Here is a 12,382-nt window from a genome sequence, read left to right as displayed (position 1 = left end):
CCGGCCCGGAGACGTCCATTCGACAGTCGTCAGGAACTGCTTTCCAGCCGGTACCGGCTTCCCGGATACAACAGCCGCACCGACGTGACGACCCGCTCCGAGGACCAGGTGCGGCGGCGGATCAGCAGGCAGGGTTCCGAGCGCACGATCGCAAGGTGCTTGCATTCCCACGGCTGCGGCAGCACCGCTTCCACGAACTGCTCCGTATGCGAGATCGGCGCAACGCTGGTCAGGTAGGCGTTCGGCGTGATCCGGGTAAAATCCTGCGCCAGATAATCCGGCGCCACGGCGGGATTGACGAAACGGTCCTCCAACTGGATCGGTACGTCGTCTTCATGATGCAGGATCACCGAGTGGAAGGCCGGCATGCCGACCTCGACTCCCAGAGCCTCCGCCAGCTCGTGGCCGCAAATCTCCATCTGCGCGAGAATCACTTCCGGCGTGTGGACGGAGCCGCGCTCGTTGATCTCGTCGGCAATGTTGCGGACACCCATGAAGGGTGCGCTTTTCTTCTTGCTGGCGACGAAGGAGCCGCTGCCCTGCACCCGGACGATGACGCCTTCGCTGGCAAGCTCCCGCAAGGCCCGGTTGGCGGTCATGCGGCTGACATTCAGCGTTTCGGCAAGCTCGTTTTCGGACGGCACGCGGTGATGCGCCGGCCACTCGCCGGTCTCGATCCGCTTCTTGATGTCCGCCTTCAAGCGCTCGTAAAGCGGCATCTCGCGCGGCCCGGAAGCTCGGATGATCTGATCGCCTTCCGGCATGCGCGCTTCTCCTAACTGCTGTTTCGATGTGCTTACAAAATATGCATCGAAAATAAAGTCTAAACTTTTCGCAAGCCTCTTGCCGACCTTGAAAAACTCTGCCATGTTCCCTATACAACTTTTCAAGGTCACGCAAATGCCGGCACCGAAGTCTCTCTTCTGCAGACAGATATTGCTCCCGGAGGGCTGGGCATCCGACGTGGTGCTGGGTATCGGCGGCGACGGCAGGATCACCTCCGTCGGACCCTGCAGTGAAGCGGCGGGTACTCCGGAAGAAGCGGCCGGTCCAGTGGTTCCGGCCCTGCAAAACCTGCATTCTCACGCGTTTCAGCGCGCCATGGCCGGCCTTGCGGAGATCGCCGGTTCTACCGACGACAGTTTCTGGACCTGGCGCGACACGATGTACCGTCTGGTCGGCCGCATGTCGCCGGACGATATTGAGGCAGTTGCCGCAAAGTTGTACAGTGAACTCCTCAAAGGCGGCTTCGGCCACATCGTCGAGTTTCATTATTTTCATCATGCGGCCGGCGGCCGGCACTATGCCAATCCGGCCGAAACCTCGCTGCGGATCATCCGCGCCGCGAAGGCGACCGGCATCGGCCTGACCCATCTGCCGGTGTTTTATGCCCATGCCGGCTTTGGCGGAACCGAGCCCGGCGAGGGGCAGCGCCCCTTCATCCACGATATCGATCAGTTCCTCTCGCTTCTCGACGCCCTGCAGCCGGAATGCGCCGCAGCGAGCGCAACGCTCGGCCTCGCGATCCATTCGCTGCGTGCAGCCACCCCGGACGAGATGCGGACGATCCTCGCCGCTGAAAAGACCGGTGGCCCAATCCATATCCACGTCGCCGAGCAGGAGCGCGAAGTCGAAGACTGCATCGCGTGGAGCGGACGGCGCCCGGTGGAATTCCTGCTGGACGAGATGCCGGTCGACGATCGCTGGTGCGCCATCCACGCGACCCACATGACGGCCGACGAGACGGCACGGCTGGCACGCTCCGGCGCTGTCGCCGGCCTGTGTCCGGCAACGGAAGCCAATCTTGGCGACGGCATTTTCCCCGCAACCGATTTCGCCGCGCTGGGCGGCGCATACGGTGTCGGAACGGATAGCCACGTCGCAACAACGGTTGCCGAGGAACTGCGCCTGCTCGAATACGGGCAGCGGCTGCGCGACCGCCGCCGCAACCGGCTGGCCACCGGCGCCGGCGCCTCCGTCGGGCGGACTGTGTTCGACGCAACCCTCAAGGGCGGCGCGCAGGCAGCGGGACTGGGCAGCAGTGGCATCCATGTCGGCGCGCGCGCCGATCTCGTCGTGCTCGACGGCAACGATCCGTTCATCGGCACGGCCAAGGACGACCAGATCCTCGACCGCTGGCTCTTCGCGCTTGGAAACGGCGCGGTCCGCGACGTCATGGCCGCCGGCCAATGGGTCGTCCGGGAGGGCCGCCACAACCAGGAAGAATCCATCGACAGCGCGTTCCGGGAGGTTCTCGCCAGGCTCGTCTGAGCCGGAAAATTTACATCCACGTCACTTGAACAGCAAACAAAAGGGGAATTTCATGCTGAACACCAAACTGAAATACACGCTGCTTGCCACCGCGCTGATGCTCGGCGGCTCGTTCACCGGCGCCAATGCCGCCTCCTATTGCGCCGACGGCAAGACCGTCACCTTCGCTGGCATCGACTGGGAAAGCGGCGCGCTGATCACCGAAGTCATGAAGTCGATTCTCTCCAAGGGTTACGATTGCAAGGTGGATTCGATCCCCGGCAACTCGGTGACGCTGGAGCAGGCGACCGCCAACAACGACGTGCAGATCTTCGCCGAGGAATGGATCGGCCGCTCGGATGTCTGGAACAACGCGTCCGCCGCCGGCCAGGTGACCTCGGTCGGCAAGACCTTCGTCGGCGCCTCCGAAGGCTGGTTCGTTCCGGAATACCTGATCAAGGGCGACGAAGCCCGCGGCATCGCAGCCGCCGCGCCCGACCTGAAGAGCGTTTCGCAGCTTTCCGACCCGAAGATCGTCGAGCTGTTCAAGGATCCGGAAGAGCCGTCCAAGGGCCGCTTCCTGAATTGCCCGTCGGGCTGGACCTGTGAAGGCGTCAACACCGCCAAGCTCGAAGCCTACAAGCTGACCGAAACCTACGTGAACTTCCGTCCGGGCACGGGCACCGCCCTCGATGCCGCCATCAGCGCCGCCTATCTGCAGGGCGAGCCGGTGCTCTTCTATTACTGGAGCCCGACCGCCGTCATGGGCAAGTTCAAGCTCGTCCAGTTGGAAGAGCCGGCCTATGACGAAGCCTGCTGGAAGGAACTGACCAGCGCCACCGGCAAGCGTGACGCCGGCTGCGCCTTCCCGGCGGTCGAAGTGGCCTACGGCGTCAACAGCACCTTCGCCAAGGAAGCGCCGGAAATCATCGAGATCCTCGAAAAGGCGACCTTCCCGCTGGAAGAAGTCAATGCCAGCCTTGCCTACATGGTCGACCAGAAGGCCGATGCCGTGGCTGCCGCCGAGCAGTTCCTGAAGACCAAGGGCGATATCTGGGGCGCATGGGTTTCGGCCGATGCCAAGGCCAAAATCGAAGCCTCGCTGAAATAGTCTCAAGCGGCCGCGCGCATCCTTTTGCGCGCGGCCTCCTTCATATTGGCATGTGACCGTCAGCCATCTCAAGGACTTGAGCGATGTTTCCAGAATCCCTGCATGTTTCCATACGTGAGCCGATCAACGCCGCCGTGCAGGCGCTGGTGGTCAATTACGGCTTTGTCTTCAAGGCGATTTCGCACGCCATCCTGCAGGCGATCCTGTTCATCGAATGGATCGTGCGCGGCCTGCCCTGGTGGCTGATGATCATCCTGTTCATGGCGCTGACCTGGCAAGCGACCCGCAAGGTCTCGCTCGTCGCCGTCGTCGCGGTGCTGCTCTTCGTGATCGGCGCGCTCGGTCTCTGGGATCTCGCCATGCAGACGCTGGCGCTAATGCTGATGGCGACGCTGATCTCGGTGGCGATCGGCGTTCCGATCGGCATCTGGCTTGCCAAGAGCCGGCCCATGCGCAGCATCACCCTTCCGGTGCTCGACGTGATGCAGACCATGCCGAGCTTCGTCTATCTCATTCCGGCGATCATGCTGTTCGGCCTCGGCAAGGTTCCGGCCGTGCTGGCGACCATCGTCTACGCCGTGCCGCCGCTGATCCGCCTGACCGATCTCGGCATCCGCCAGGTCGACAGCGAGGTCGTGGAGGCGGCGACCGCCTTCGGCGGCAGCCCGCGGCAGATCCTGTTCGGCGTCGAGCTGCCGCTCGCCACGCCGACGATCATGGCCGGCCTCAACCAGACGATCATGATGGCGTTGTCGATGGTGGTGGTCGCCTCGATGATCGGCGCCCGCGGCCTCGGCGAGCAGGTTCTCAACGGCATCCAGACGCTGGATGTCGGCAAGGGTCTCGAAGCCGGCCTCGGCATCGTCATCCTCGCCATCGTCCTCGACCGCATCACGCAGGGCTTCGGCCGCTCCAAGCTGGAGGACGGCAACAATGGCTGAGATCGAAATCCGCAACGTCTACAAGATCTTCGGCCGCAATTCGACCGAAGCCATGGCCATGGCCCGAAACGGCGCCGACAAGGCCGCCATCCTGGAGCGTACCGGCTGCAGCGTCGGCCTCAACGACATCAGCCTCAAGATCGGCGCCTCCCGCATCTTCGTCATCATGGGCCTTTCCGGCTCCGGCAAATCGACGCTGGTGCGCCACATCAACCGGCTGATCGAGCCGACCAGCGGCCAGATCCTCGTCGACGGCCGCAACGTGCTCGACCTCAATGCCCGCGACCTGCGCGAATTCCGCACCCGCCGCGTCAGCATGGTGTTCCAGAGTTTCGGCCTGATGCCGCACCGCACCGTGCTGCAGAACGTCGTCTACGGTCAGCGCGTGCGCGGCCTCAGCAAGGCCGATGCCAAACCCATCGGCATGAGATGGATCGAGACGGTCGGCCTGCTCGGATACGAGAACAAGTTCCCGCACCAGCTTTCCGGCGGCATGAAGCAGCGTGTCGGCCTGGCCCGGGCGCTGGCCGCCGATACCGACGTCATCCTGATGGACGAGGCGTTTTCGGCGCTCGACCCGCTGATCCGCAACGACATGCAGGATCAGCTGCTGCAGCTGGAAAAGAACCTCTCCAAGACCATCGTCTTCATCACACACGATCTCGACGAGGCGCTGCGCATCGGCGCAGAAATCGCCATCCTCAAGGACGGCAAGCTGGTGCAGGTCGGCACGCCGAGCCAGATCCTCAACACGCCGGCGGACGATTACGTCGCCCGCTTCGTCCAGCGTCGTGCCGGCGCGGAGGCTGGCCATCATGGCTGATACCGTCATTCTCGATACCCCACTGACCTGGAAAGAGATTGCCGCTGTCGCCAACGGCGCGGCGCTCGCTCTCTCCGACCAGGCCCGGCAGCGTATCGTCGCCGCACGCGGCATCGTCGAGGCCTTGGTGGAGCGGGAAATCCGCGGCTACGGCATCAACACCGGCGTCGGCGCGCTCTGCGATGTCATCATCAGCCGCGAGAACCAGCAGGCGCTGTCGCGCAACATCATCCTCAGCCATGCCTGCGGCGTCGGCCAGCCGCTGGAAAAGGCGGAAACGCGGGCGGTGATGGCGGCGCAGATCGCCAACTTCGCCCACGGCTATTCCGGCATCAGCATCGAGGTGATCGATACGCTGCTGGCCCTGCTCAACGCCGACATGCTGCCGGTGATCCGGTCGCGGGGTTCGGTCGGCTACCTGACGCATGCGGCGGCCATAGGCCTGGTGCTGATCGGCGAAGGCGAGTGCCGCCATGGCGGCGCGCTCATCCCCGGCGGCGAAGCGCTGCAACGCCTTGGCCTCGCACCCCTGACCCTGAAGGCCAAGGAGGGCCTTAGCCTCGTCAACGGCACGCCTTGCGCCACCGGCCTCGGCGCGCTTGCGGTCGCCCGCCTGTCACATCTCCTGGACTGGGCCGATGCGGCGACCGCGATGACCTACGAAAATCTCGGCGCCCAGGCCGATCCGTTTGCCGAAATGCCGCTGGCGCTGCGCCGGTCGCCCGGCTTGCAGCAGGTGGGCCGCAACCTGCGCCGCTGGCTCGAAGGCAGCGCGCTGCTCGCCAAATCCGCCGGCAGCCGCACGCAGGACCCGTTGAGCCTGCGTGCCGTTCCCCAGGTCCACGGCGCCGTGCGTGATGCACTTGCCCATGTCATCGAGGTCGTCGATCGCGAACTGTCCAGCGTTACCGACAATCCGGTCGTCTCGGGCTCGGCCGTGGCACCCGAGGTTCATTCGCAGGCGCATGCCGTCGGCGCGGCGCTGGGCCTTGCCATGGACAGCCTCGCGACGGCCGCTGCGGAACTCGCGGCCATCTCCGAACGCCGGATCGACCGTCTCGTCAATCCGCTGGTCAGCGGCCTGCCGGCCTTTCTGGCTGCCGGCAGCGGCGTCTGCTCCGGCTTCATGATCATCCAGTACACCGCCGCGGCGCTCGCTGCCGAAAACCGGCGCCTGGCGGCACCGGCAAGCCTCGACGGCGGCATCACCTCGGCCCTGCAGGAGGACATCCTGACGCACGCCACGCCCGCCGCCGACAAGGCTCTGGCGATCCTCGGCAACCTGCAGACCGTTCTGGCCATCGAGGTCACGGCGGCGGCGCAGGCCTACGACCTGCAGGCCGGAACGGCCGCCAAGGCACGGCGTACCGCAGGCCTCTACGATCGGGTGCGTGAAAAAGTGCCGTTCTATCGCGACGACCGGCCGCTGAACGGCGAGATCGCCAAGATCCGCACCCTGATCGAAACGACCGATATCGGCCCGCAAGGAGAAACGGCATGACTATCCTGCTGCGCAACGCCCGGCTCGCCACGCTGGCGCCCGGCCTTCCTGGCCCCGGCATCGTCGAAAGCGGCGCCGTCCTGATCGAAGGCGACCGCATCGCCTTTGCCGGCGAGGAACGGGATCTCGCCGCACCGTCCGGTGCCCGGGTGGTGGATTGCGAAGGCCGCTGGATCACGCCCGGCCTGATCGACTGCCACACCCACATCGTCCATGCCGGCAACCGCGCCAAGGAATTCGAAATGCGGCTTGCGGGCGCCTCCTACGAGGAGATCGCCCGTGCCGGCGGCGGCATCGTCTCGTCGGTGCGACAGGTGCGCGAGGCCAGCGAAGCGGACCTGATCGCCGAAAGCCTGCCGCGGCTGGATGCGCTGCTCGCCGAGGGCGTGACCACCATCGAGATGAAGTCCGGCTACGGCCTGACCGTCGACGACGAAGTAAAGATGCTGCGCGCCGCCCGTGCCCTGGCAAGACAGCGGCCGGTCGGCCTCTCCACCACCTATCTCGGCGCCCACGCGACGCCTGCGGACTACAAGGGCCGTAACGGCGATTTCATCCGCGACGTCGTGCTGCCCGGCCTGCAGGCCGCCCATGGCGAAGGCCTGGTCGATGCCGTCGACGGTTTCTGTGAAGGCATCGCCTTTTCGCCGGAAGAGATGCGCATCGTCTTCGATGCCGCCAAGGCTCTGGGCCTGCCGGTGAAGCTGCATGCCGACCAGTTGTCCAACCTGCATGGCGCCGCCCTCGCCGCCGAATACGGCGCGCTCTCGGCCGATCATCTCGAATATACCGACGACGAAGGGGCGGCGGCGATGACGAAGGCCGGCACCGTCGCCGTGCTGCTGCCGGGCGCCTATTATTTCATCCGCGAAACGAAGAGGCCGCCCGTCGACCTGTTCCGCAAGCATGCAACGAAGATGGCGCTCGCCACCGACAACAACCCCGGAACCTCACCGCTCACCTCGCTCTTGCTGACGATGAACATGGGCGCCACACTGTTCCACCTGACGATTGAGGAATGCCTGGCGGGCGTCACTCGCGAAGCCGCCCGTGCTCTCGGCCGCCTCGACAGCATCGGCACCATCGAGGCCGGCAAGCGGGCCGACCTCGCGATCTGGGACATCGAGAGCCCGGCCGAACTGGTCTACCGCATCGGCTTCAACCCGCTGCACCAACGGATCTGGAGCGGTTTTCTGCCGGAGGACAAGGCATGAGCGTCTTCGAAATTTCGCAGGGCACCTCGCCCGTCATCCTGGCCTTCCCGCACACCGGAACCGAGGTGCCGCAGGACATCTGGAACAGGCTCAACGACAACGGCCGGATTCTCGCCGATACCGACTGGCATATCCACGATCTCTACGCCGGGCTGCTGCCGCAGGCGACGACGGTGCGCGCCACCTTCCATCGCTACGTCATCGATGCCAACCGCGACCCGGACGGCACCAGCCTCTATCCCGGCCAGAACACCACCGGGCTGGTGCCGGAAACCGATTTCGACGGCAAGCCGATCTGGAAGGAAGGCGAAGCGCCGTCGCAAGCGGATATCGCCGACCGGGTGAAGAATTTCCACGCACCGTATCATGCGGCGCTGCTCGCCGAGGTCGAGCGGGTGAAGGCGCTCCATGGCGTCGCCGTGGTCTACGACTGCCATTCGATCCGCTCGCTCATTCCATTCCTGTTCGAAGGCCGGCTGCCGGATTTCAACACCGGCACCGATATGGGCCGCACCTGCGATCCGGCGATCGAAGCGGCTGCCGCCGACGTCGCCGCTGCCGCCGAAGGCTACAAGGCCGTCGTCAACGGCCGCTTCAAGGGCGGCTGGACCACCCGTCATTACGGCAGGCCGCAGACCGGCGTGCACGCCATCCAGATGGAACTCGCGCAGATCTCGCATCTGGCAACGGAGGCGCCGCCCTTCGCCTATGACGAGCGGAAGGCCGAACGGCTGCGCATCCACCTGAAACACATCCTCACAGGCATCGAAGCCGTTGCAAACCAATTGAAGACGAAGGGGGAATGACATGAACAACCCACGCCACAATACCCGCGAAGTCCGCGCCCCGCAGGGCACCGAGCTGAACGCCAAGAGCTGGATGACCGAAGCGCCGCTGCGCATGCTGATGAACAATCTCGACCCCGACGTCGCCGAACGGCCGCACGAGTTGGTGGTCTATGGCGGCATCGGCCGCGCCGCCCGCACCTGGGAGGATTTCGACCGCATCGTCGCGACGCTGAAGACACTGACGGAGGAAGAAACCCTCGTGGTACAGTCCGGCAAGCCGGTCGGCGTGTTCCGCACCCACAAGGATGCGCCGCGCGTTTTGATCGCCAACTCCAACCTGGTGCCGCACTGGGCCACCTGGGAACATTTCAACGAACTCGACCGCAAGGGCCTTGCCATGTACGGCCAGATGACGGCCGGTTCGTGGATCTATATCGGCACGCAGGGCATCGTCCAGGGCACCTACGAGACCTTCGTCGAGGCCGGCCGCCAGCATTACAACGGCAACCTCAAGGGCAAGTGGATCCTCACCGGCGGCCTCGGCGGCATGGGCGGTGCCCAGCCGTTGGCGGCCGTCATGGCCGGCGCCTGCTGCCTTGCCGTCGAATGCGACGAAACCCGCGTCGATTTCCGCCTGCGCACCCGCTATGTCGATGCCAAGGCGCATACGCTGGACGAAGCGCTGGCGCTGATCGACCAGTGGACCAAGGCCGGCGAAGCCAAGTCCGTCGGCCTGATCGGCAATGCCGCCGAAATCTTCCCGGAACTCGTCCGCCGTGGCGTCAAGCCGGATATCGTCACCGACCAGACCTCGGCCCACGATCCGATCCACGGCTACCTGCCGGTCGGCTGGACGGTGGCCGAATGGCGCGCCAAGCAGGAGAGCGACCCGAAGGCGGTCGAAGCCGCCGCCCGCGCCTCGATGAAGACCCACGTCGCCGCCATGGTCGATTTCTGGAACATGGGCGTGCCGACCCTCGACTACGGCAACAACATCCGCCAGGTGGCCAAGGAGGAAGGCCTCGAAAACGCCTTCGCCTTCCCCGGCTTCGTGCCGGCCTATATCCGCCCGCTGTTTTGCCGCGGCATCGGCCCGTTCCGCTGGGCAGCGCTCTCCGGCGATCCGGAAGACATCTACAAGACCGACGCCAAGGTCAAGGAACTGCTGCCCGACAACAAGCACCTGCATAACTGGCTGGACATGGCGCGTGAGCGCATCGCCTTCCAGGGCCTGCCGGCGCGCATTTGCTGGGTCGGCCTCGGCGACCGTCATCGCCTGGCGCTCGCCTTCAACGAGATGGTCAGGAACGGCGAACTGAAGGCGCCGGTCGTCATCGGCCGCGACCATCTGGACTCCGGCTCGGTCGCCTCGCCGAACCGCGAGACGGAAGCGATGAAGGACGGTTCCGACGCCGTTTCCGACTGGCCGCTGCTCAACGCCCTGCTCAACACCGCCTCCGGCGCCACCTGGGTGTCGCTGCATCACGGCGGCGGCGTCGGCATGGGTTTTTCGCAACATTCGGGCGTCGTCATCTGCGCCGACGGTTCCGACGATGCCGCCAAGCGCCTCGAACGGGTGTTGTGGAACGATCCGGCCACCGGCGTCATGCGCCATGCCGATGCGGGCTACGAGATCGCCCTTGAATGCGCCAGGGAAAAGGGCCTGCGCCTGCCGGGCATCCTCGGTAACTGAAGCAATTCCAGCAAAAGTGCGCAGCGATTTTGCGTTCGGAATTGCGCAAGAACAAAAGTTGGAGATTTCCGCGATTCGAAGAAAAGCGGAAATCTCCAGCCACGCGAAAGGGACCGGATCATGCGTATTCTGCGGGCAGCGGATCACAAGGCGATGCCGTGGAAGAACGGCGGCGGCGTCACCCGCGAGGTGGCGCTGGCGCCGGCGGAAGGCGCCGCCTTCCTCTGGCGGCTCAGCCTTGCGACCATTCGTGAATCCGGTCCATTTTCCACCTTTGCAGGGATCGACCGCACGATCGTCGCGCTGCGCGGCAATGCCGTCGACCTCATGGTGGACGGTGCTCCTGCCACGCGCCTCACCGCGGCGGGCGAGCCCTTTGCCTTTGCCGGTGAAGCCGCCGTCGAAGCCCGGATCGGCGACGGCGAGACCACCGACCTCAACATCATGACGCTGCGCGGCCACGCCCGCCACGTGATGAAACGCATCGCGTGGTCCGGTGACTATTCCGTTACCGGCGAGCATTCGTACACGATGGTGGTTCTCACCGGTTCCGTAGCCGTTGTAGAAGCGGACGGCAGCCATATGCTTGCCGCCGACGACGTGATCGCCGATCTTTTAGCCGGGGACGAACTGACGCTGATCGGCTCCGGCCCGTCCGTCGCCTATCTCGTCGGCATCGATATCCCCTGATCTTCGATTCGCAACGCACCCCGATTATACCCGTCTCAGGAAGAGGCGGGGATATTGGCAGCAGACATACAAACACGCTACACACGCAATGCGGTCGGCAAGACCGATCTTCAACGAAAGGCGTGAGAGATGTCAGTAGAAAAGGTAGCCATTGTGACGGCCGGCGGCAGCGGCATGGGAGCGGAAACGGCAAGACGTCTCGCGGCCGATGGCTTCAGGCTCGCCATCCTCTCCTCCTCCGGCAAGGGCGAAGCCCTGGCAAACGAACTGGGCGGCATCGGCATCACCGGCTCCAACCAGTCGAACGACGATCTCAAGCGCCTGGTCGATGCAACGATGGACCGCTGGGGCCGTATCGACGTGCTGGTCAACAGCGCCGGCCATGGCCCGCGCGCCCAGATCGTCGAGATCACCGACGAACAGTGGCACACCGGCCTCGACGTCTACCTGATGAACGTCATCCGCGCCGTACGCCTCGTCGCGCCGATCATGCAGGCGCAGAAATCCGGCTCGATCATCAATATTTCCACCGCCTGGGCGTTCGAGCCTTCGTCGATGTTCCCGACCTCGGCAGTTTTCCGGGCCGGGCTCGCCGCCTATACCAAGATTTTCGCCGATACCTATGCCGGCGACAATGTGCGGATGAACAATGTACTGCCCGGCTGGATCGACAGCCTGCCTTCCACCGACGAGCGCCGCGACAGCGTACCGATGAAGCGTTACGGCACAAGCGCCGAAATCGCCGCGACCGTCGCCTTTCTGGCGTCGGACGGCGCTGGTTACATCACGGGACAGAACCTCAAGGTGGACGGCGGCCTCACCCGCTCGGTCTGACGGCCGGAAGGGGCTCGGCACCCGACTCTGTCGCTTCAATCCATGTCTCCGCGTGGAGGCGACCCTCATACCAAAATAGCGTCCGCGCAGATGGCGTAATTTCGGGGGCGATTTGAGTGGAGAAAGCGGTGGAGACTGCGCTGCATTTTCCGCGGGACCCAGGTGGGCAGCGGGCCCGTCGGAGAAGGTGGAGTTGCAAAGCTTCAACCCGACCGAAACGGAGACCCCGATGACCGACGAAAGATTCGCCCTTGCCGAGTTTGCTGAAAGAGCGGCGATGCGGATTTTCTTCGCGCCCTTGCCGAAAGCGTGCTGCAAGTGATCACGGAGGCCGACGTCGACGGCCCGATCAGGGCAAGCCGATACGAGCGCGGCGAAACCCGCCAGACCTGGCGCAACGGCTATTGTGACCGCACGCTCGACACGCGGCTCGGCTTATCAAAACGGCATGACCTTGTTGTGATGGGCTCATGACCGAATGAACGATCCTTCCATCCTTGCCAAATGTAATGTGTTGGGTGTTCTCCCTGGGAACTG

11 protein-coding genes and 1 pseudogene are annotated in these 12,382 nt (G+C 64.7%); 11 read left to right on the top strand and 1 reads right to left on the bottom strand.

Annotation, left to right across the window (positions count from 1 at the left end; translation table 11 throughout):
* Nucleotides 1-29 precede the first annotated feature (29 nt).
* Nucleotides 30-764, bottom strand: coding sequence for a histidine utilization repressor (hutC, locus tag DEM27_RS19755; protein ID WP_109459967.1), 735 nt, complete (start codon nucleotides 762-764; stop codon nucleotides 30-32).
* 136 nt (nucleotides 765-900) lie between these two features.
* Here hutC and hutF point away from each other — a divergent pair, with 136 nt between their 5' ends.
* The 11 genes and pseudogenes from hutF to DEM27_RS34690 all read left to right on the top strand — a co-directional run.
* The gene (hutF, locus tag DEM27_RS19750; protein WP_109459996.1) at nucleotides 901-2,271 is read left to right on the top strand and encodes a formimidoylglutamate deiminase; all 1,371 of its coding nucleotides are present in this window, start codon (nucleotides 901-903) and stop codon (nucleotides 2,269-2,271) included.
* Between the two features lie 52 nt (nucleotides 2,272-2,323).
* Nucleotides 2,324-3,361: an ABC transporter substrate-binding protein gene (locus tag DEM27_RS19745; protein ID WP_109459995.1), complete on the top strand. Its 1,038-nt coding sequence runs from the start codon at nucleotides 2,324-2,326 to the stop codon at nucleotides 3,359-3,361.
* A gap of 83 nt (nucleotides 3,362-3,444) precedes the next feature.
* Nucleotides 3,445-4,302: an ABC transporter permease gene (locus DEM27_RS19740; RefSeq protein ID WP_109459966.1), complete on the top strand. Its 858-nt coding sequence runs from the start codon at nucleotides 3,445-3,447 to the stop codon at nucleotides 4,300-4,302.
* Nucleotides 4,295-5,125 (top strand): quaternary amine ABC transporter ATP-binding protein, encoded by an 831-nt coding sequence (locus tag DEM27_RS19735; RefSeq protein WP_109459965.1) that lies wholly within the window; start codon nucleotides 4,295-4,297, stop codon nucleotides 5,123-5,125. Before DEM27_RS19740 ends, DEM27_RS19735 begins: the two co-directional genes overlap by 8 nt.
* A complete protein-coding gene (locus DEM27_RS19730) occupies nucleotides 5,118-6,626 on the top strand; it encodes an HAL/PAL/TAL family ammonia-lyase (protein ID WP_109459964.1) in 1,509 nt (502 codons plus the stop codon). The genes DEM27_RS19735 and DEM27_RS19730 overlap by 8 nt, the downstream gene beginning before the upstream one ends.
* The gene (hutI, locus tag DEM27_RS19725) at nucleotides 6,623-7,840 is read left to right on the top strand and encodes an imidazolonepropionase (protein WP_109459963.1); all 1,218 of its coding nucleotides are present in this window, start codon (nucleotides 6,623-6,625) and stop codon (nucleotides 7,838-7,840) included. Before DEM27_RS19730 ends, hutI begins: the two co-directional genes overlap by 4 nt.
* Nucleotides 7,837-8,646 (top strand): N-formylglutamate deformylase, encoded by an 810-nt coding sequence (gene hutG / locus DEM27_RS19720; RefSeq protein ID WP_109459962.1) that lies wholly within the window; start codon nucleotides 7,837-7,839, stop codon nucleotides 8,644-8,646. The genes hutI and hutG overlap by 4 nt, the downstream gene beginning before the upstream one ends.
* A gap of 1 nt (nucleotide 8,647) precedes the next feature.
* Nucleotides 8,648-10,321, top strand: coding sequence for a urocanate hydratase (hutU, locus tag DEM27_RS19715; protein WP_109459961.1), 1,674 nt, complete (start codon nucleotides 8,648-8,650; stop codon nucleotides 10,319-10,321).
* A 120-nt stretch (nucleotides 10,322-10,441) separates the two neighbouring features.
* Nucleotides 10,442-11,011: a HutD/Ves family protein gene (locus DEM27_RS19710; protein WP_109459960.1), complete on the top strand. Its 570-nt coding sequence runs from the start codon at nucleotides 10,442-10,444 to the stop codon at nucleotides 11,009-11,011.
* A 129-nt stretch (nucleotides 11,012-11,140) separates the two neighbouring features.
* Nucleotides 11,141-11,845, top strand: coding sequence for an SDR family oxidoreductase (locus DEM27_RS19705; protein WP_109459959.1), 705 nt, complete (start codon nucleotides 11,141-11,143; stop codon nucleotides 11,843-11,845).
* A 229-nt stretch (nucleotides 11,846-12,074) separates the two neighbouring features.
* Nucleotides 12,075-12,280 (top strand): annotated as a pseudogene (locus DEM27_RS34690) (transposase); the annotation flags it as partial.
* Nucleotides 12,281-12,382: the final 102 nt, after the last annotated feature.

It is taken from the genome of Rhizobium album, from assembly GCF_003122325.1.
Taxonomy (GTDB): Bacteria; Pseudomonadota; Alphaproteobacteria; order Rhizobiales; family Rhizobiaceae; genus Metarhizobium; species Metarhizobium album.
The sequence above is the reverse complement of the archived record's forward strand: the minus strand, read 5'-3'. Positions and strand labels throughout refer to the sequence as shown.

Excerpts from the sequence above, each read along its gene's own strand:
- hutC (WP_109459967.1), bottom strand. The coding sequence starts at position 764 with ATGCCGGAAGGCGATCAGATCATCCGAGCTTCCGGGCCGCGCGAGATG.
- DEM27_RS19730 (WP_109459964.1), top strand. The coding sequence starts at position 5,118 with ATGGCTGATACCGTCATTCTCGATACCCCACTGACCTGGAAAGAGATT.
- DEM27_RS19740 (WP_109459966.1), top strand. The coding sequence starts at position 3,445 with ATGTTTCCAGAATCCCTGCATGTTTCCATACGTGAGCCGATCAACGCC.
- hutU (WP_109459961.1), top strand. The coding sequence starts at position 8,648 with ATGAACAACCCACGCCACAATACCCGCGAAGTCCGCGCCCCGCAGGGC.
- DEM27_RS19745 (WP_109459995.1), top strand. The coding sequence starts at position 2,324 with ATGCTGAACACCAAACTGAAATACACGCTGCTTGCCACCGCGCTGATG.
- DEM27_RS19735 (WP_109459965.1), top strand. The coding sequence starts at position 4,295 with ATGGCTGAGATCGAAATCCGCAACGTCTACAAGATCTTCGGCCGCAAT.
- DEM27_RS19705 (WP_109459959.1), top strand. The coding sequence starts at position 11,141 with ATGTCAGTAGAAAAGGTAGCCATTGTGACGGCCGGCGGCAGCGGCATG.
- hutI (WP_109459963.1), top strand. The coding sequence starts at position 6,623 with ATGACTATCCTGCTGCGCAACGCCCGGCTCGCCACGCTGGCGCCCGGC.
- hutG (WP_109459962.1), top strand. The coding sequence starts at position 7,837 with ATGAGCGTCTTCGAAATTTCGCAGGGCACCTCGCCCGTCATCCTGGCC.
- hutF (WP_109459996.1), top strand. The coding sequence starts at position 901 with ATGCCGGCACCGAAGTCTCTCTTCTGCAGACAGATATTGCTCCCGGAG.
- DEM27_RS19710 (WP_109459960.1), top strand. The coding sequence starts at position 10,442 with ATGCGTATTCTGCGGGCAGCGGATCACAAGGCGATGCCGTGGAAGAAC.